Below are 19178 nucleotides of genomic sequence, written 5' to 3' on the forward strand. Positions count from 1 at the left end.
GACATGAAAAAAATTAAAATATTTCTACTAGCAGCCAGCATGAGTTTATTTTCGTGCGATGCTTGGTTGGATCTTGAGCCTGAATTCGTTCAAGATGCCGAAAACTTTTTCCTCACACCGGAGGACTATGAGCGTGCAGTAATTGGGGTGTATGATTTGATGCAAGCAAATTACTTACATGTTTGGATTGGAGAAATTGCATCTGACAACTCTATAGCAGGTGGTGAAAGTGTTTTTGATACACAGGGCTTGCATGAAATAGATGGCATGCGTCACGGTGGTATTAATGCTGAATTACGTGATGTTATGCGTTTCAACTATGCAGGTATTGCTAGAGCAAACTTTGTATTTGAGAATGAGAATAACATCGATTTCCCTGCAAAGGAGCGGTTGATGGCTGAAATCTCTTTTATCAGAGCCTATTATTATTTCATCTTGGTGAAGTACTTTGGTGATATGCCTTTGATTATTGATAGAAGGGCTTCTATTAATGAGGTGCGTGAAATTGATAGAACCCCGAAAGAGGAAATCTATGCACAAATTGAAAGAGATCTTGATAGAGCGATCAATGTGTTAAGTTGGACAACCCAAGAAACAGGTAGAATTACCAAAGGTGCCGCTATGGCATTGAAAGGCAAGGTTTTATTGTACCAAAACAAATTTGCTCAGGCTGCACAGGTATTCGATGAGTTGATTACAACGAATCAAGCAGGTTATGGCCTTGTGAGCGATATGTCTACCATGTGGTTGGTGGTCAATCAGAATGGCCCTGAGGATGTATTTACTATCCAACATTCAGGTTTGCAAGGTGGTGATTATGGTTGTTTGGTGTGCTTGCAAGGTAATCCTGCTCCAGGTTTCCATGCTATCCGTAATTTCGTAGGTCCATTCTACGGGGATGGTAATAGCTACAATCTTCCTACCCAAAACCTGTATGATTTCTTTGGAAACGATCCTAGGAGAGAAATTACTATTTTAGATTTGGATGCATGGATAGCTCAACAACCTAACCCTGGTCAAATTTCTTATGCGATCGGTGCAGGTGGTCATACAGGTTTCTTCAATAATAAGTACATCAAAAGAGATTTTGAAAGAGGCTTACCTGATGATGATTTAACTAGCCCATTAAACTACAGAGCCATACGGTTTGCTGATGTATTATTGATGGCAGCAGAGGCATTCGCTCAGACAGGAAATGACGCCAGAGCACGTATTGAATTGAACAAGGTTAGACAGAGAGCCGGTGTACCAGATATCACAAGTTCTGGAGCACAGTTGTTGGAGGATATCTATAGAGAGCGTAGATTGGAACTTTCAGGAGAAGGGTACAGATTCTGGGATTTGGTGAGAACAGGAAAGGCAGCTGAAGCAATTCAAGGTTTCCAAGTTGGTAAACATGAACTGTTTCCAATCCCTCAATTTGAGATTGACTTAGCAGGTGGCAGATGGAGACAAAACCCAGGTTATTAATTCTAGTAATGATGAAAAAATATTTAAAAATAGCAGCATTCCTCTTGCCTATCTTGATCGTATGGTCATGTGTAGAGGAATTTAGATTGGACGCAGATCCGCCTACGGTACAGGACGCAGGGTTTAGCTTTGTTCCTTCCGCAGAAAGTGATAATATCCTTGACTTTATCGGTGATGGAGATTTCTTCCTCATGGTATGGGATCTTGGAAATGGAGTTCGTACGGAAGGTAGAAGAGTTACAGGTTTTTATCCTTTGGCAGGTACGTACACGGTAACGTTGACCGTATATGATAGGGGAGGCAGTTCCTCTTTCAGTCAGGAAGTGATTATAGAAGAAACAGATCCGACTTTATTGGATAGACCTCTTTTCAATTTACTGACAGGAGGTTTGGATGCCATTAATGGTAAGACTTGGGTGATTGATTCTGCTAGAGCAGGTCACTTAGGAGTAGGTCCTGCTGATAGTTTCTTCCCTGATTTCTATCAGGCTCGTCCAAATGAAAAAGTTGGTAGTGGTATGTACAATACCCGCTATACCTTCAAATTGACAGGATTTGAGTTTGATTGGAACACTAATGGGTTGGTTTATTTGAATGGGGCACAAGGTTCTGCTTTCCCCGGGGCATTTGATCCAGGAGTAGGGGATTTGTCTGCTCCTTTTAACTCACCAGGTGGATTGAACTGGAATATATTAGAAAATGAAAGTCCATTTCCTGTCTTGACAGTGACTAATCCAGGATTTATTGGTTACTTCACAGGAGTGCGTTCATATCAGTTGGTGGTTTTGGAAGAGAATGAAATGTTCTTGCGATTCAGAGATGCTGCAAATGAGGCTTTATTCTGGTATGTACGATTGATTCCGGCTGGTTTCGCTGGAACACCTGATCCTGAACCAGAGCCAGAACCGGAAGTTCCTGCTGTTGGAATTTCACTTCAAGACTTGATTGGTAATGGTGAGAAGGCATGGAAGTTGAGACCAGCGGCTCAGTCATTCGGAGTAGGTCCTTCACCTGGAAGTGATGCATTCTTCCCTAACGGTCCAAGTATTGCAGGTGACCGCCCTTGTTTATTCAATGACTTATTCATTTTCAAAGAAAATGGTGTCTACGAATACGATGCGCAAGGTGATATCTATGCGGAAGATTACATGGGACTAAGTGGAGGAGGTTGCCAGCCAGAGGCTAATTTAACAGGAACAGTTGGAGCTGCATGGGCATCAGGTACACATCAATTTAGTTTGACACCTGCCTCCGGCAACACTCGTGCTAAGTTGACCGTAACTGGTACAGGAGCATTCATTGCCTTGCCTAAAGCTTATAATGGTGGGGAATACACCATTGGTCCACCAAGAGCCAATGAGTCTGTAACATATGATGTGTTAGATTATAATGCGGATACTCAAGAGTTGACGCTAACAATTGATATCACTCCAAATGGCGCTGTATGGTGGACATTTGTGTTGATACCGGCAGATTAAAATACTATTGACCTATGTTTATTCGAATTAAACAAATCCTATTGATTCTTCTTACGGCAGTCCTTTTTCAGGGCTGCCAAGAAGATGAAGTGACTGCGAAAGTGGAATTACCTACCAATTTACAAGTGAATGTGGTGCAAGGTGAGCGAGGGAATGTAACGGTAACTTTTTCTGCAACCAACGCTAACTTCTTTAGGGTTGGTTTTGGAGTGGATGCAGGCTTACCTGACTTGGCACAAGGAAATTCAGCATCATTTACCTATAGACAAGCAGGTACATTCACCATCACCGTTCAGGCACATACGACTGAAAATGATTTTGTAACTGAGACCCGACAAGTAGAGATTTCTGATGCTGCCCTAGGTTTAGGAATTCCAACTACCGGTTTTGTCAGCCCAGAAAGCTATGATGGTTACCGCCTTGTTTGGAGAGATGAGTTCAATGGCAATGCATTGACTCAGGACTGGACCTTTGACTTGGGTGATGGCTGTGCTAACAACCTGTGCGGCTGGGGGAACAATGAACTTCAATGGTACACCAATCGACGCGAAAACGTTCGTGTTGAAAACGGTAACTTGATTATCACAGCTCGAAGAGAGCCGATGTCAGGCAGACAGTTTACATCAGCTAGAATCAAGACAGAAGGCCGTCAATCCTTCCAGTTTGGTAGAATTGATATTCGTGCTGTCCTCCCCAAAGGTCAGGGGATTTGGCCTGCGTTATGGATGCTCGGAGATAACATTCGTCAAGTAGGTTGGCCTGCTTGCGGGGAAATTGATATCATGGAAATGATAGGAGGTCCTGCTACTGCTCGTAATAATACTGTGCATGGTACTGTGCATTGGGACAATAACGGTTCGCATGCTGAAACAGGAGGATTTACAACCTTAAATCAAGGGATTTTCAATGATAATTTCCACGTGTTTTCCATCATCTGGGATGAGCGTCAAATTGTTTGGTTATTGGACAACAGACCATTCCATACGGTAGATATTACGCCGGCAGCATTATCAGAATTAAGAGAATCTTTCTTCTTTTTATTCAATATTGCCGTAGGGGGTAATTGGCCAGGTAATCCTGATGATACGACAGTATTCCCTCAGCAAATGGTAGTGGATTACGTAAGAGTTTTTCAAAGATTGTAAAAAAAATTAGCCTATTAAACCACAAAAAAGACAGTGTTCTTCACGGGACACTGTTTTTTTATGTATAAATAAACTCGGACCATTGCTGAACCGAGTCTTTAGATTATTGAAGATTAAAATTAGTCTACCAAATATTTTTCTACAGGAACGTAGCTCATATCGAATGCATCCGCAACAGCTTTGTACACAATTTCACCATTGATTACGTTCAAACCTGGAACTAATTCAGGGTTTTCTTGAGCAGCTTTTTTCCAACCTTTATCGGCTAATTGTATAGCATAAGGAAGAGTAGCATTGGTCAATGCAAGGGTAGAAGTATACGGTACAGCACCTGGCATATTTGCCACGCAGTAGTGTACTACATCGTCAATGATGTAAGTTGGGTTCTCGTGAGTAGTAGGTGTACATGTTTCGATACATCCTCCTTGATCTACTGCTACATCTACCAAAACAGTGCCTGGCTTCATGTCTTTTAACATATCACGAGTAATCAAATGAGGCGCTTTAGCACCTGGTATCAAAACTGCACCTACGATCAAATCAGCATCTTTGATCATTGCACGGATATTGTATTCGTTAGACATCATGGTCTTCACATTGGCAGGCATTACATCAGCCAAGTATCTCATCCTAGCCAAAGATACATCCATGATAGTTACATCAGCACCTAATCCAGCTGCCATCCAAGCAGCTTGTGTACCTACCACACCACCTCCTAAGATAAGCACTTTAGCTGGCAACACACCAGGAACTCCTCCTAGCAAAATACCTCTACCTTTCAAAGGCTTTTCTAGGTAGTTGGCACCTTTTTGAACGGCCATTCTACCGGCTACTTCAGACATAGGTACTAAAAGTGGAAGGCTTCTATCAGCCTTTTCTACTGTTTCATAAGCCAAGCAAACTGCCTTGCTTTCAACCATAGCCTTTGTTAATGGTTCATAGGAAGCAAAATGGAAATAGGTGAACAACAATTGATCTTCTTTGATCAATTTATATTCAGGTTCGATTGGCTCCTTCACCTTGATGATCATCTCTGCAATTGCGTACACATCTTCAATGGTAGGCAATACCACAGCACCTGCTTGGGTATACTCTTCATCTGAAAAGCCGCTTCCCAATCCAGCTGTATGCTGTACGTAAACGTGATGACCTCTCTTGACAAGTTCTTTAGCACCTGCAGGGGTCAAAGCCACTCTGTTCTCGTTGTTTTTAATTTCCTTTGGAACGCCTATTATCATCTTACTAACATTTGGGTTTAAATAACAATGCTGCAAAGATAATATGGGAATACAATAGAAAATTCAAAACCTATCAGATATTTTGATTGAGGGATGAAATTCGTTTAAAAAAGAAATTTAATTTTTTTTAAAATCATTTTTCGCCATATAATTTCAAAAACACGCTTAAAATAATTTAAAATTTGGAGATTTTTTCAAAAGTTTGGTGTATTTTATTGTATGGCAATTTGTCGGATTGTCAAAATTATAAAATTGGTTTACGAATTTTTAACCTAATAAAATTTTGATAATGGTAATTTTACTTATTTTTAGCGAAATAAATTACCGATTTTGAGAAAAAAGAAATGGATTCAACTGTTTGTAAACCTAACAAATTTACTTATTTTTGACATACTTGCGTATGGCATGTAAACCCAAAATAATTTAGAGATTAGTTTAATCATGACTTCAGTGGCTTCAATTTCATCAAACAAAAAGTCAAAAGTTTTGGACAAAGAACTTTTGTTAAAGGAGTATAGACTTGCCAATGAAAGCCGTCAGGCTTCATTGATGGGGAGGAAAGAAGTATTTATGGGGAAAGCCAAGTTTGGCATTTTTGGAGACGGCAAAGAGCTCGCCCAATTAGCTATGGCAAGGCATTTTCAAGATGGAGATTTCCGTGCCGGTTACTACAGAGATCAGACTTTCATGTTTGCTGTTGGTCAGTTGACCATTCGTGAATATTTCGCACAATTGTATGCTCATACTTCTGTTGAAGCAGAACCTGCCTCTGCGGGAAGATTGATGAATGGACACTTTGCAACCCGCTTATTGGACGACAAAGGTCAGTGGAAAAATCTGATGGAGATGAAAAACTCTTCTTCTGATATTTCACCAACTGCTGGACAGATGCCCAAACTCCTTGGTTTGGCAATGGCTTCTAAATTGTATAGGAAAAATGAAGGTCTTCATGGCATGACTCAATTTTCCAACAAAGGAAATGAAGTTGCGTGGGGAACAATTGGAAATGCCTCTACCTCTGAGGGGATGTTTTTTGAGGCAATCAATGCTGCCGGCGTAATGCAGGTACCTATGGTAGTTTCCGTATGGGATGATGGCTATGGTATCTCCGTGCCTAATGAGTACCATACGACTAAAGGAAGTATTTCAGAAATTTTAAAAGGCCTCCAACGTAATGATGATCAAAAAGGCTTTGAAATTTTCGTTGTCAAAGGTTGGGATTATGAAGCCTTGGACAAGGCGTTCGAAAATGCCTCCAGAATTGCCAGAGAAGAACATGTGCCTGTATTGATCCATGTAATTGAAGTGACTCAACCGCAGGGGCACTCCACTTCTGGTTCACATGAGCGTTATAAATCCAAAGAGCGCTTAGAATGGGAAAAGGACCATGACTGTATCTTAAAGTTCAGAGAATATTTGGAAAACAACCAGGTAGCTTCTTCTGAAGAGTTAGATCAGATTGAAGCAGCAGCTAAGGCTTTTGCGAAAAAAGAAAAAGATGCAGCTTGGGCGGCATTCAGTTCAGAGATTAAAACTGAATTGCAAGAAGCAGTTCAGTTAATCAAAGAAGCTGCGGTAAATTCTTCTGAGAAAGCGACATTAGTACAATTAGCAGAAGACTTACAAAAGACCTTGAATCCTATCCGTAAGGATGTGGTATCTACTGTCAGAAGAGCCTTGTGGATGATGAGAAGGGATCAGGAATCAGTGAAGGCTGAACTGAGAAATTGGTTTAACCAGCTCTCAGTTATCAATGAAGATCGCTACAACTCCCATTTGTATTCTCAGTCAGAAGCACAAATTGCAAATATTGCACCTGTCCCAGTTCATTATGAGGAGGGAGCTCCTTTGGTGGATGGTAGGGAGGTCCTGCAGGCCTGCTTTGATAAGATATTGGAAAGAGATCCACGTTTTCTAGCTTTCGGTGAAGATGTAGGGAGAATCGGAGATGTGAATCAGGCATTCTCAGGCTTGCAGGCTAAGTATGGTGATTTACGTGTATTTGACACCTCTATTCGAGAAGTTACCATCATTGGTCAGGGTATTGGTGCTGCCTTAAGAGGCCTGCGTCCAATGGCTGAAATTCAGTATTTGGATTACATCCATTATGCTTTGATGACGCTTTCGGATGATTTGGCTTCCTTGACCTATCGTACCAAAGGTGGTCAGAAGGCACCATTGATTGTGCGTACGAGAGGACACAGATTAGAGGGTGTGTGGCATGCGGGTTCTCCGATAGGAATGTTGTTACACTCCTTGAGGGGGATGTTGCTTTGTGTGCCAAGAGATATGACCCAAGCAGCAGGTATGTACAACACCTTGATGGAAGCTGACGAGCCGGCCTTGGTGATTGAATGCTTGAATGGGTATCGTTTGAAAGAGCGTATGCCATCGAATATAGGAGAGTTTAAAGTAGCTTTGGGTGAGCCTGAAATTCTAAGAGCTGGTACTGATCTAACAGTGGTGACCTATGGTTCCATGTGTAGAATCGTACTGGATGCTGCTGAGGAATTAAGTGCGATGGGAATTGAATTGGAAGTAATCGATGTACAGACCTTGTTACCTTTTGATGTGCATCATAGCATTGTAGAATCCATTAAGAAAACCAACAGAGTCTTGTTCGCAGATGAAGATGTTCCGGGAGGTGCGTCTGCTTACATGATGCAAAAAGTAGTAGAAGAACAAAAAGCATATTATCATTTAGATTCTGAGCCTGCTACGATAGCTGCAAAAGCGCATAGACCGGCATATTCTTCTGACGGAGATTATTTCTCTAAGCCATCAGTAGATGATATGGTTGAAAAGGTGTATGCTATGTTCCACGAAGTAGATCCTAACAGATTCCCTTCGATTTGATCAGAGATTCAAACCAATTATTGGTGTGTATTAGATAAAGTAGCCCAAAGTATCCAATAGGATATTTTGGGCTTCATTTTTTTAAGTTTCCTATGGCAATTACAATGCTATGTGCTTTGACAAGGTAACATTCCCCGTTAATCCATGGGGAATCCTTCCATTGTTGAATATCATCGGGGCTTTCCTTGGCTGTATCTATCCACCGTTTCCACTGTATGGGGTGCCCATCTATCAGTTGAGGCAACTCAAAGCTTAAATCCTCAAAATAGGCATTAACCATGTAATGCATGGAGACCAGACCACTCAGAGAAGAGAAGGTTGCGGCGATTGCATGGGAATTTTTTCTCCAGTCAGGCTTTCCGAGTTCAACTCCATGCCATTCGATTAATGGTTTTTGGAGAAATTCGATTAAGCTTAGATTAAATCCCCGCTGGGAAGTTTCACGAAGTAATCTTTTTTGAATCAAAATTTTCACAAACCGGAACATTTCTTGGTTTTGTGCTACTAAGTCCCAATCAAACCAAGAGATTTCATTATCCTGACAATAGGCATTATTGTTTCCCTGTTGTGTACGACAGACTTCATCTCCCATTAAAATCATCGGTGCACCTAAGGATAGGATATTGATGACATGCAGATTTTTGATTTGTCTTTTTCGAAGTTTATTGATGTACTTATTATTAGTAGGTCCTTCCACCCCAAAATTATAACTGTAATTCTCATTATTGCCATCTCTATTTCCTTCATTATTGGCAAGATTGTGCTTATGGTTGTAGGATACCACATCCATCAATGTGAAGCCATCATGACAGGATACGAAATTGATGCTTTGTTCTGCTTCTCTATTTTTTGCGGCATAGATATCAGGACTTCCAATGACCCGTGTAACAAAATCACTGATTTTTCCTTGGTCTCCCCGAAGGAATGCACGTACATCATCCCTGAATTTACCATTCCATTCTTTCCAGCTATCTCCCACAAATGAACCAATCTGATACAGTCCTGCTGCATCCCAAGCTTCTGCAATTAATTTAGTGCCTGCCAAAATCGGATCCGATTCTATATCCCAAAGGATTGGTGGATTTTCAATGGGATTGCCGTTTTCGTCTCGCGATAGGATAGAGGCTAGGTCAAATCGAAAACCATCCACATGCATGTCCCGAACCCAAAAATGCAAGGCGGATAAAATCATCCTCCGCACGATGGATTGATTGGCATTCAGGGTATTTCCTGTACCGGAATAGTTTTTATACTTGGATTTATCTTTCTCTAAAATGTAGTAGATACTATTGTCAATTCCCTTGAAGGAATAGGTAGGGCCGTCCTCTTTATTTTCTCCCGTATGGTTGAAAACAACATCTAAAATAATTTCGATCCCTTCACTATGCAAGGCCTTGACCATATCCCTAAATTCATCCAAAACTTTTAAGCTATTGGGTTCGGTAGAGAAGTCTTGGTGGGGTGCAAAAAAAGAAATCGGACTATAGCCCCAATAATTAATCAAGCCAGGAGGGGCATCCTGTTTGTCAAACTGAAAAATCGGTAATAACTCAACAGCGGTGATCCCCAATTCTTTGAGATAAGGAATTTTTTCAATCAATCCGGCAAATGTTCCGCGCTTTTCAGGAGAAACGCCAGAATTGGGATTTTTCGTAAATCCCCCCACATGCATCTCGTAAATGACTGTTCTGGAAAATGGTGTCCTTGGATGTATATCACCTTCCCAATCATAATTAGTGATATCTACCACCACGTTTTTCATGCTGTGCAGCCCACCTTTTCCGAGTTTACAGTGTTCTTTTCTATCGTATGTCTCTGGAATGACCACTGCTTTTGCATAGGGGTCTAAAATCACCTTACTAGAATCAAATAAATGACCCTTATGCGGTTCATATGGGCCATGGATTCTAAAGGCGTAAATCAACCCTTCATAAGCTCCCTCCAGAAAAATATGCCAGTAATGGTAGGTTTTGTTGTACTTGGGATTGAGCGTGAAAACTTCCGCAGGATAGATCTCATTGATATGATTAAAAATCAGAAGCTCGACTAAGGTAGCGTTTTTGGAAAATATGCAAAAATTGACCCCGTCTTCAGTCAAAGTAGGACCTACGGGAAAACTCTGACCTTGAAGTGCTACAAATCTGGACTTTTCAGATTGGATATTTCGTATAAACATGAAAAACCTTAGTGAATAATTTATAATCTAAACTTTCACTAAGGTAAGCAATGCGCTTCAAGAAAAGTCCTACTAATTAATTTTTTTGAGGGATTTCTCTGGTCAGCCAGCCTCTTCTATTTGCTGTAGCTATGGCATACGGGGTAATCCAAAACAATGAGAAGGTGTAATAAATGGAATACACGTACGCCCATTTTGCATTTTCCAATTCACGTTTGTATGCGTAGAAAAATGCCGGAATACTTGAAAAGATAATGATTCCTAAAAGCATACTAGTCAGGATGAGCACAGGATGCATACTGATTAACGTGATCAGAATAATTAATGCAGGGTACGCCATCAAGACCTTCAGCCATTGGTTGAAGAGAAGGATACGTGTGCCGATTTTGGAGCCTTCTCTGAAGTTGGTAAAAGCAAACTTACTGAGCATGATGTTTTCCCGCACGTTGCTGCGTTCCCAACGGATATACATTTTACTAAGGTTTTTATACTTTTCGGGGATTTTGGTCAAAACCTCTGCGTTTTTTTGAAAAAGCACTTCATACCCTTGTTTCAGAATCATATTGGTCATCGCACGGTCCTCACCAATATCGGTCTGCTGTCCTAAAAATCGCTGATTGATCCATTCAGGAAGGCAGTTCATGACAGCTTCTTTTCTGTATGCGGCCAATGCTCCCGGCGTGCAGAGTACAGAACCATAAACACTTTGAGCGGAGCGGATAAATTCAAAACTAAAGGCAAAACTCACATTGAGCATTTTTGGGATAATTCCATCTTTTTTATTCAATACTAAGACATTTCCAGCAACTGCCCCGCATTTTTCATTGACGGCGAAGGGGCTCGCCATATTTCTCAAGGTGTTTTTGCTGACAATAGAGTCACTGTCAATGGTGATGAATATGTCACCTGAACCAGCATGGAAACCACGGTAAAGTGCATGTCTTTTTCCTTGATTTTTGGGCTGTTGAAGAATCGTGATATTTCCAATCAACTCCCTTTTGGCTTTTTGCATCCACTCCCAAGTATCATCTTTGCTCCCATCATCGATAGAGATGACTTCTAGTTTTTTCTTAGGATAGTTGGATGATACGATGCTTTTGAGCGTATCATACACTTGTCTACCTTCATTATAAGCAGGTACGATAATGGTACATGAAGGAAGTTCATCATCTGATACTGATTCAATTGGTTTGTAGCGTTTGTAGGCTACTGTAATGAATAGTAAAAACAAGAGTTTGATACTTAATAATCCTACCGACAGCGCAAGGGTATAATATCCCCAAGAAGAGGCCAATCTCTCAGTATGAAAAGCTTCAAAATCATTCCAAAAGTAAATCAAAGAGGTGCCTGTGCCCACAAATAGGAGTAGCATACCCAACCATAAAAATTTATGTGGATTTGATTCAGAGGAATCTTCCAAATTCGTGAGGAAATCATTTTTTGTTGATTTACCGCCGAGCAATTGATTATCTAAAGTGGATAATCTATCGCGAAATAATACTTGTTTTGGCTCAATTTCCATTGGGTTGATTTAGTTTTCTCCAACTTAGTCAAAGCAAGTACCAAGTAAATATGTGCCATTTTTTGGGTATTTTGCCCTATATGAAAATTGAAGGTGTGATAAAATGCATCAAACTGGGTAAAAATGCCGCATATTGAGGATAAGTTTAATCTGAATCTATAGCGAGAGATATTGGAGTAGTTTTTGCTCTATTTGGAAGTAAGATTTTAAGCACATTGATATGGCCCAACAAAGGATTCAATCCAAGTTTCAGGTAGGTAAGAAGGTAATCATCGGTTTTGTGTTAGCTACTGTTTTAGTAGTGGGGGTTTCGATTGTCACTTTTTTTAGTATTCAAAAATTGCTCTCCACAGTTGAGAATCTTACGGAACCCAATGAAAAACTGCGTCAATTGAATGGATTGATGGCGGATGTGTACTTGTTGGATATGTCCAAAACAGAGCGGACATCTGACAAGGACTCAGTTTTGGAAGAGACTGAAAGAAGAATCAAAGAGCGCTTGGATTGGCTCAAAACCCATGCTGATGATTCGCTAGAGGTACAAAGTTTTGAGAAAATCAGTATGGATTTATCGGAGTTGCTGGTTGTCTATGCAGGGTTGGAGGAAGTTCGTTACAATCTAACAAGTAGAACCTTCAGTGAGGAAGCACTCGTCAATATTGAACGAAGGATAAAGAGGCAACAGGAACTGAGTGAGATGCAGTTTTTGGGAAGGATACGAAACCGGGACTTTCTATCCGAGATTACCCTCCCAGAAAAAAAAGAAGATTCCCTTCAATTGAGCACTGAAAACTTGGAGTTGGATGAGGATTTTGTAGAGATTTTTCGGGAACTCGGTGAGCAGGAAAATCGAGCAAATGAAGATCGTAAATCTACCAAACCAGCTGAAACCACGGATGCTGCTTTGGAAGCATTGAAGGCCTTTATGACCAAGATGTATCAAGATGAGCAGCGGTTACGCCAGAACTTTGTCATCCTGGAGAACAAACTGATCAATAAAAACAAGGAGGTCTTTTATCAAATCCAGCAACTGATCTCTTCCATGCAGCGGGAATTGCTCGCAGAGTACAAAGCAAAGAACGATTCGGCCTATGAGTTGACTTTTTTTGTGTCCATTATTCTTGGAGTCATGATTTTCTTAGGGGTTGTGGGTTCCTTGGGTTTTGTCAATAGCATTTTAACTGAAATCAAAAAAGGGGTGCAATACCGGGCTAAATTGGAAGAGGCCAAGCAAAAGTCAGATGATCTAGCGAAGGCCAAACAGGATTTTCTGGCTAATATGAGCCATGAAATCCGTAATCCACTCCATGCCATCCAAGGTTATCAAGAGGCTTTACAAAAAATCACGCAAGACAAGAAACAAATAGAGTACCTGAAAATGATCGGTTTTGCGTCTGACACATTGGTCAATATTGTCAATGATATTTTGGACTTTTCTAAACTTGAGGCAGGAAAGATTCATATAGAGCAAACGAGTTTTGATGCTGTTTCCCTGTTTTCAAGTTTACGGGAATTTTACAGTTTACGCGCAGATGAAAAGTATTTGGACTTTATCTGGGGAATGGACCTTCCAAAAGGTGCATGGTTGGTTGGTGATCAATTGAGAATCAGTCAGATCATGAACAATCTTTTGAGCAATGCTCTCAAGTTTACAGCGGAGGGATTTGTGAAAACATCCTTGAGTGTAGATTCCGGTCAATGGCTGATAATAGAAGTGGAAGATTCCGGTATGGGTATGTCAGATGAAATCCAAGCAAATATTTTTCAGGAATTTAATCAAGGGGATAGCTCTATAACCAGACAATTTGGTGGGACTGGACTCGGACTTGCAATTACCAAACGTCTGATCGAGTTATTGGGTGGTGAAATCACATTTCAATCGGAACAAGGAAAAGGTACTACATTCCGGGTAAATTTACCTATACAGTTAGAGGAAGCACCTGTGATTGAAAGCCAAATCAACGAAAATCTGCAGGTGTCATTGAAGGGACTGCGGGTATTGTTGGTAGATGATGATCGGATTGGTCTGCGACTTTTGAAAAATCTGTTGGAATCCAAAGGTGCCTTGGTTGTTGATTTTCAGGGTGGTGTACAGGTGTTGAATAATTTGGATACTGCAAAAGGGTTGGATTTTGCTATCGTGGATATCCAAATGCCGCAAGTAAGTGGGATAGAAGTGCTGCGCTACCTCAAGTCCCATGAATCCTATGCACAGCTGCCTGTTTTGGCCATGACTGCAAACGTATTTGTGGAAGAAGAGCGCAAGTTGAGTGAAGAAGGATTTGTATCTCTCATACTCAAACCCTTTAACGAAGCACAGATTATGGAGAAGCTGGTATCATTGGGCATAGGATTTCACTCCTCCAAGGACTCTTCAATTGTGCAAGAAGAAAAAATGATTGCTAAAAGCTATTCTACGGTTGATGTAGAAAAGTTTTGCATGGGTGATAATGAATTGGTTTCTGAAGTGATGGTGGATATCATTCAAACAACTGAACGTGACTTAGATCTACTCCAAAAAGCAAATTTATCTCATGAGGTTTCCAGAATTCGGGAAATCACCCATCAATTGTCCAGCCGTATGCGTCAGATTCATGTGGAAGCAGGTGATTTGGCTAAAGATATTGAAGTGGCCATCAAAAACGGCAATACCCAAACCTTAGAAGACGATCTGCAAGAACTCATTCAAAGACTCCTTCCCGTGCTGGAGCAATTAAAGCAGGATTTTCCCTAGGAAGAAACCAAGAAGTAATAGCGGCTTAGATTCCTTGTATAACTTCGAGTAATTCTGTTGGATTGATAGGTTTGGCTATGAATGCATCGGCACCTTTTTCGATTGCTAACTGCGCAATCCCCTCATCTCCGTATCGTGTCATGATGATAACTTTGGTGGAAGGGTTCTTTTCTTTGATTAATTGGAGTATTTCTATGCCATCCATGTCAGGTAGGCGATAATCCAAAATACCTAGAGAAAAAGTCTGTTCTTCAAGCAGTTTGACCGCATGTTTGCCATCTTGGGCATCTGCTACCAAGAATCCATTTTTGCCCAAAAAGCGGGTTAAGAGTTTGCAAAAAACCGCATCATCTTCTACAATCAATATATTTGTATTCATCATGACTTTAAATTTAAGTGGAAATTAAGCATTCAATTGTTTGTTACCAAAGGTTCTGATAGCATTTTGATCAATGGCATATACAGCCATAGCACTCTGAACAAAGCCCTTGATAAGTTCATCTACTCCAAGACCTAGTTGGCCAAAATTTCGTATATCAAAGAGCATCAGGCGCTCATCTGCATAGGTCCAACCATCTTCACCTTTGATAGAAAGGTTCGTTCCGTATACTTCCCAAGAGTTCATGTCCTGTGGAAGCGGCTGATTCAATGGATACCCTGATCTTCGGGAATACACCGCCAAAGGGCGAATACCTTCTTCAGTTGCATGCATCATCAATCTAAGGTCAAATGCATAGCTTCGGCCTTTATTGTCTGGTATAGTTCCTACATGGTACCAAGCCTGGGTAGGATCTAACCCTTTGTTGTAATTACTGTGGATCAGCTGTTGGATCAAATAGGTATCTGTTGGATCGATTTGACTCAGGGCAAACACCAATTCTTTTTCTGAAACAACTGTATACACCCCTTGACCGGCGTTGGAATCAGGGACTTTGATCACCATATTCCCACCCATGATATCGAAGTATTTTTTCAATTCATTATAAGGAACTTTGGTAAAGGTCTTGGGAGTAAAAATACTGATTCCTTCCTGTTTAAATTCATTATTGAAGTGATCGTATGCCCCGCTTGCCACTTCCTTATTTCTTCCTCCAGCCAAACAAGCTTCGATCGGGTTTAGGATGAGTGTTTTGGTATTTTGAGGCAATCGAGTCCAAGGTTCTTGAGTGACATAACGGAATGCAGCACGGATAGCAATCCATTCATCCCGTTCATTACGGATATGCATGACACCTTCTTTGAAAAGTACAGGAGGATCAGTGTCCGCCTTATCAAATTTTGCCAGATACACATTTTCTCCAAAAGCATCAGCAATAGTTGCTGCATAGCCTACGTTTTCCATGGGATTTTTGTCATAGATTACAGCCAAGCTTCCCTCGAGCTTCTGCGCATCCACCATGGGTTTAAATGTTTTTTCAATCAGGCGCTTATATCCACCTTGCTCAACATTGAGGTCTAATAAGGGCATGGATTTTTGACCGGAAGGACAGGAGTTGGTTTCAATGACAGCTAGTTTTCTATTTCCCTCATGATTGGTTATATGCATCAAATCCGTCCCCGCCCATCGAAAGTAAGTAGGTTGGTAGGTTAAAACTTTTAGAATTGCATCCGGATTACACGATGGATGCAGGCGCTGATAGCGCTCTACCATCTGTTGGTGGGAGAGATTGAGGAAATAAGAAACTAAGGGATGTATATTAGAGTTGAGCACTCGGGGATACCAATGCTCTGTAGCCTCAAAATCACCGGGCTCCACTAAATGGACATTTTTGGAAATCGATAGTCTCATATGTTTTTGTCTTATTATTAACTAAAGTTGATTAATTCCTGTATGTAATCTTTGTTTTTCCAAAGCATCAGGATTCCACTAAGGACCATGGAGGCCACTACTATTTTTCTGAAAAATAATTCAGAGATTTTTGCTAAGATCAGTTTGCCGAAGTACACGGCTATCATGGAGGAAATCCCAATCAGAATTCCGAATTTCAATACTTCTCCTGTTACATATCCATAATAGGCATAACTTATGATTTTGGTGATGTGCAGGATTATCGCGTTGGCAGAACGGGTGCCCAATAAACTTTCCTTACTGATACCATAATTCAAATAGGCGGAATTCATCAAAGGTCCAACACCCCCGATTAAGCCCGAAAGGAAGGCAACTACCAAGCCCATTGGTGCAAAATGCCAGGCTTTTACCTTAAACCCTGTTTTGCTTTCTTTTTTGTTCCACTGAAAAACAGTAGAAAGTAATAATAGTCCAATCAATATCTGCAAGAAGTCAGCAGAGAGGCTAGCAAACATGCGGGCACCCAAAATGGAGCCCACAATGGTGGAAGGGAATAGCCAAGAAAAGAGTTTCCAATCAATATGTCTCCAAAAGAAGAATACTTTGGAGGTACTACTCATCCCTATGCTGATGGCCATCACAGGTGCGACAGCTTTCACCCCTACAACCACAGCCACAAGTGGCATCAGCAATAAGCTTGCTCCACCACCAGTGAGGGTACTCAAGATAAATACTATAAATGCGCCGATTAAAACGAGTATAAGTTGCATGAAAGAGCTTTTAGAGAAAACATGCGATCCGTTGTTTCGATAGTGAAAAACCTCCAAAATTGCACGCTTGATTTAGTGAGTAGTATGAAAATACCGTGCCTAAATTGTTTTATTGCTTAAGTTTTAACGGAATTTTAGATTTAAGGGTTAAAACAATACTAATTACTTTGAGTCAAAATGCCCCAATTTGAGGCACTTTAACACATGTTTTTGGGTTGATAATCTTTTCAAATGGTGGAAAATGTTACAATTCATTAGTTTTTTGATAATTAATCCTTGTTTTTTTTCTTACTGTCAAAATTTTATTTCAAAAAGAAGCTACTGGAACGATTCCTGTTTTAAGTATTGTATGAAAAAGAAGGTTCTCATCTATATTTTCCTAATCCTGAATCTACTGATTATTGGTCTTGCTTTAACAGATGTGGGGAACAAAATCATTTGGAACACGCCACAGCCTGTAGAACAGTTTCAGGCCAATGAAGTAGAACGGCAATTCTATGTTCAATAATTGTGGCCAAAAGAGGATGTCATCGCTATTAGTAAGTGGCAGTATAAAAACTGAACTTTCTTACTTCTTTTCATGATTAATTAGGTATTATTGACAAGTTTTCTTTGAAGCAAACGAGCGAATGAAAAAAATTTTACTGATTGAGGATGACTTGAGTTATCAAAAACTGATTAAAAGTTTTTTGACCAAACAAGGCTTCCAAGTTTTTTCTTGTGAACAAAAAAAAGAGGTTTTCAAATGGTTGGAACAGGAAAAAATAGATCTTGTAATTACCGATTACTGGCTTCCTGATGGGACGGGATTGGAGGTATTGAAAGCTATTAAAGAAGCATATCCTTCCTTAAAGGTGATTTTTATATCCAATTATTCAGAAGTACGCATTGCGGTAAAAGCGATGAAAGTAGGTGCGTTTGAGTATATCACCAAACCTATCAATCCGGATGAATTGCTTCAGACTATCCAACAAGCTTTGAAAACGAAGAAGAAGCGTGTTTCCGAATCCCAAGAGCTAACTTTTGTGGTGGGAAAAAGTCAATCCTTTCAGAAGATTTTCAAGCATGTGGAATTGGTAGCGCCTACGGACCTTTCTGTTCTCTTGATCGGGGAGACAGGAACGGGCAAAGAATACCTCGCAAGAAAAATCCATGCTTTATCCCATAGGCGTACAGGACCTTTTGTGGCTGTTGATTGCGGTGCTATTTCCAGTGATTTGTCAAGTTCTGAATTGTTTGGCCATGTCAAAGGATCATTTACGGGTGCAGTAGGGGATAAGACAGGATACCTTGAGTTTGCGAATGGAGGAACCTTATTTTTGGATGAAATAGGCAACCTTCAACCGGAAATCCAATCCAAACTACTTCGTGCCTTGCAAGAGCGCTCTGTCAAAAAGGTTGGTTCGAATCAGGAAGTGCCTTTAGATATCCGGATTATAGCAGCCACCAATGAAGACTTGGAAAATCAACAGCAGTCAAATTTTCGCTTGGACTTATACCACAGGATCAATGAATTCCGAATTGATGTTCCTCCGCTGAGGGAAAGAAAAGAAGATATTTCCTTGTTTACCGAACATTTTGTTCAACAAAGCAATGCGCAGTTCAATAAATCAGTAGATGGATTGAGTGTACAAGTTGCTCATGTATTTAATCAATATGCCTGGTATGGCAATCTCCGGGAATTGAAAAATTTAATCAGAAGAGCAGTCCTGCTAGCAGAAACCAACAGAATAACAGAGGATTTATTGCCTGCAGATTTTTTAAAGAATCCAAAAGTCACAGATACCGCCCCTACAAACTCAGCTGAATATTCAATTACTGATGTGGGTTCTTTCAAAGAGCATACAGAGATTTTGGAAGAGAAATTGATCAAAGAAGCTTTGGAGCTATTTCGTCATAATAAGTCCAAAGCTGCCGCTCATTTAGGTATTGATAGAAAGACCTTGTATCTAAAAATGAAAAAATTTGGAATAGATTAGTGTTTGGATTAATTATAAATA

Annotated in this window: 13 protein-coding genes; 7 read left to right on the forward strand and 6 right to left on the reverse strand. The window is 40.4% G+C overall.

The window, feature by feature from the left end:
* Positions 1–3: 3 nt before the first annotated feature.
* From IE080_RS02405 to IE080_RS02415, 3 genes are read left to right on the forward strand one after another with little or no spacing between them, the layout of a single operon-like run.
* Positions 4–1470, forward strand: a complete 1467-nt coding sequence (locus tag IE080_RS02405; RefSeq protein WP_189578844.1) for a RagB/SusD family nutrient uptake outer membrane protein — start codon at positions 4–6, stop codon at positions 1468–1470.
* Between the two features lie 11 nt (positions 1471–1481).
* The gene (locus tag IE080_RS02410; protein WP_189578845.1) at positions 1482–2948 is read left to right on the forward strand and encodes a PKD domain-containing protein; all 1467 of its coding nucleotides are present in this window, start codon (positions 1482–1484) and stop codon (positions 2946–2948) included.
* Between the two features lie 14 nt (positions 2949–2962).
* On the forward strand, positions 2963–4093 hold the full coding sequence (locus IE080_RS02415) for a glycoside hydrolase family 16 protein (RefSeq protein ID WP_189578846.1): 1131 nt from the start codon (positions 2963–2965) through the stop codon (positions 4091–4093).
* Positions 4094–4212: 119 nt separating this feature from the next.
* Here the strand turns inward: IE080_RS02415 and ald are convergent, their stop codons facing one another.
* Positions 4213–5331: an alanine dehydrogenase gene (ald, locus tag IE080_RS02420; protein WP_189578847.1), complete on the reverse strand. Its 1119-nt coding sequence runs from the start codon at positions 5329–5331 to the stop codon at positions 4213–4215.
* A gap of 441 nt (positions 5332–5772) precedes the next feature.
* Here ald and IE080_RS02425 point away from each other — a divergent pair, with 441 nt between their 5' ends.
* Positions 5773–8187 (forward strand): alpha-ketoacid dehydrogenase subunit alpha/beta, encoded by a 2415-nt coding sequence (locus tag IE080_RS02425; RefSeq protein WP_189578848.1) that lies wholly within the window; start codon positions 5773–5775, stop codon positions 8185–8187.
* A 73-nt stretch (positions 8188–8260) separates the two neighbouring features.
* On the opposite strand, the gene glgX is transcribed toward IE080_RS02425, so the two are convergent.
* Together glgX and IE080_RS02435 are read right to left on the reverse strand one after the other, a co-directional pair.
* The gene (gene glgX / locus IE080_RS02430; protein ID WP_189578849.1) at positions 8261–10363 is read right to left on the reverse strand and encodes a glycogen debranching protein GlgX; all 2103 of its coding nucleotides are present in this window, start codon (positions 10361–10363) and stop codon (positions 8261–8263) included.
* Between the two features lie 76 nt (positions 10364–10439).
* Positions 10440–11885 carry a glycosyltransferase family 2 protein gene (locus IE080_RS02435; RefSeq protein WP_189578850.1) on the reverse strand — a complete coding sequence of 482 codons (1446 nt, stop codon included), beginning with the start codon at positions 11883–11885 and terminating at the stop codon, positions 10440–10442.
* 220 nt (positions 11886–12105) lie between these two features.
* Between IE080_RS02435 and IE080_RS02440 the strand changes: the two genes are divergently transcribed.
* The gene (locus tag IE080_RS02440; protein ID WP_189578851.1) at positions 12106–14619 is read left to right on the forward strand and encodes a hybrid sensor histidine kinase/response regulator; all 2514 of its coding nucleotides are present in this window, start codon (positions 12106–12108) and stop codon (positions 14617–14619) included.
* Between the two features lie 25 nt (positions 14620–14644).
* Here IE080_RS02440 and IE080_RS02445 read toward each other — a convergent pair whose 3' ends face one another.
* Genes IE080_RS02445 through IE080_RS02455 form a run of 3 tightly spaced genes read right to left on the reverse strand, consistent with a single transcriptional unit; the run spans position 14645 to position 17178 of the window.
* Complete coding sequence (locus tag IE080_RS02445; RefSeq protein ID WP_189578852.1) at positions 14645–14998, reverse strand: response regulator; 354 nt, start codon at positions 14996–14998, stop codon at positions 14645–14647.
* Positions 14999–15022: 24 nt separating this feature from the next.
* The gene (locus IE080_RS02450) at positions 15023–16408 is read right to left on the reverse strand and encodes an ATP-grasp domain-containing protein (protein WP_189578853.1); all 1386 of its coding nucleotides are present in this window, start codon (positions 16406–16408) and stop codon (positions 15023–15025) included.
* 17 nt (positions 16409–16425) lie between these two features.
* Entirely contained in the window at positions 16426–17178 is a 753-nt protein-coding gene (locus tag IE080_RS02455) for a sulfite exporter TauE/SafE family protein (protein WP_189578854.1), read from the reverse strand.
* Positions 17179–17527: 349 nt separating this feature from the next.
* Here IE080_RS02455 and IE080_RS02460 point away from each other — a divergent pair, with 349 nt between their 5' ends.
* Entirely contained in the window at positions 17528–17686 is a 159-nt protein-coding gene (locus IE080_RS02460) for a hypothetical protein (protein WP_189578855.1), read from the forward strand.
* Positions 17687–17807: 121 nt separating this feature from the next.
* On the forward strand, positions 17808–19157 hold the full coding sequence (locus IE080_RS02465; RefSeq protein WP_189578856.1) for a sigma-54-dependent transcriptional regulator: 1350 nt from the start codon (positions 17808–17810) through the stop codon (positions 19155–19157).
* The last annotated feature ends 21 nt before the right edge of the window (positions 19158–19178 follow it).

Source organism: Mongoliitalea lutea (assembly GCF_014652135.1).
GTDB classification, from domain to species: domain Bacteria; phylum Bacteroidota; class Bacteroidia; order Cytophagales; family Cyclobacteriaceae; genus Mongoliitalea; species Mongoliitalea lutea.

Excerpts from the sequence above, each read along its gene's own strand:
- IE080_RS02405 (WP_189578844.1), top strand. The coding sequence starts at position 4 with ATGAAAAAAATTAAAATATTTCTACTAGCAGCCAGCATGAGTTTATTT.
- IE080_RS02410 (WP_189578845.1), top strand. The coding sequence starts at position 1,482 with ATGAAAAAATATTTAAAAATAGCAGCATTCCTCTTGCCTATCTTGATC.
- IE080_RS02415 (WP_189578846.1), top strand. The coding sequence starts at position 2,963 with ATGTTTATTCGAATTAAACAAATCCTATTGATTCTTCTTACGGCAGTC.
- ald (WP_189578847.1), bottom strand. The coding sequence starts at position 5,331 with ATGATAATAGGCGTTCCAAAGGAAATTAAAAACAACGAGAACAGAGTG.
- IE080_RS02425 (WP_189578848.1), top strand. The coding sequence starts at position 5,773 with ATGACTTCAGTGGCTTCAATTTCATCAAACAAAAAGTCAAAAGTTTTG.
- glgX (WP_189578849.1), bottom strand. The coding sequence starts at position 10,363 with ATGTTTATACGAAATATCCAATCTGAAAAGTCCAGATTTGTAGCACTT.
- IE080_RS02435 (WP_189578850.1), bottom strand. The coding sequence starts at position 11,885 with ATGGAAATTGAGCCAAAACAAGTATTATTTCGCGATAGATTATCCACT.
- IE080_RS02440 (WP_189578851.1), top strand. The coding sequence starts at position 12,106 with ATGGCCCAACAAAGGATTCAATCCAAGTTTCAGGTAGGTAAGAAGGTA.
- IE080_RS02445 (WP_189578852.1), bottom strand. The coding sequence starts at position 14,998 with ATGAATACAAATATATTGATTGTAGAAGATGATGCGGTTTTTTGCAAA.
- IE080_RS02450 (WP_189578853.1), bottom strand. The coding sequence starts at position 16,408 with ATGAGACTATCGATTTCCAAAAATGTCCATTTAGTGGAGCCCGGTGAT.
- IE080_RS02455 (WP_189578854.1), bottom strand. The coding sequence starts at position 17,178 with ATGCAACTTATACTCGTTTTAATCGGCGCATTTATAGTATTTATCTTG.
- IE080_RS02460 (WP_189578855.1), top strand. The coding sequence starts at position 17,528 with ATGAAAAAGAAGGTTCTCATCTATATTTTCCTAATCCTGAATCTACTG.
- IE080_RS02465 (WP_189578856.1), top strand. The coding sequence starts at position 17,808 with ATGAAAAAAATTTTACTGATTGAGGATGACTTGAGTTATCAAAAACTG.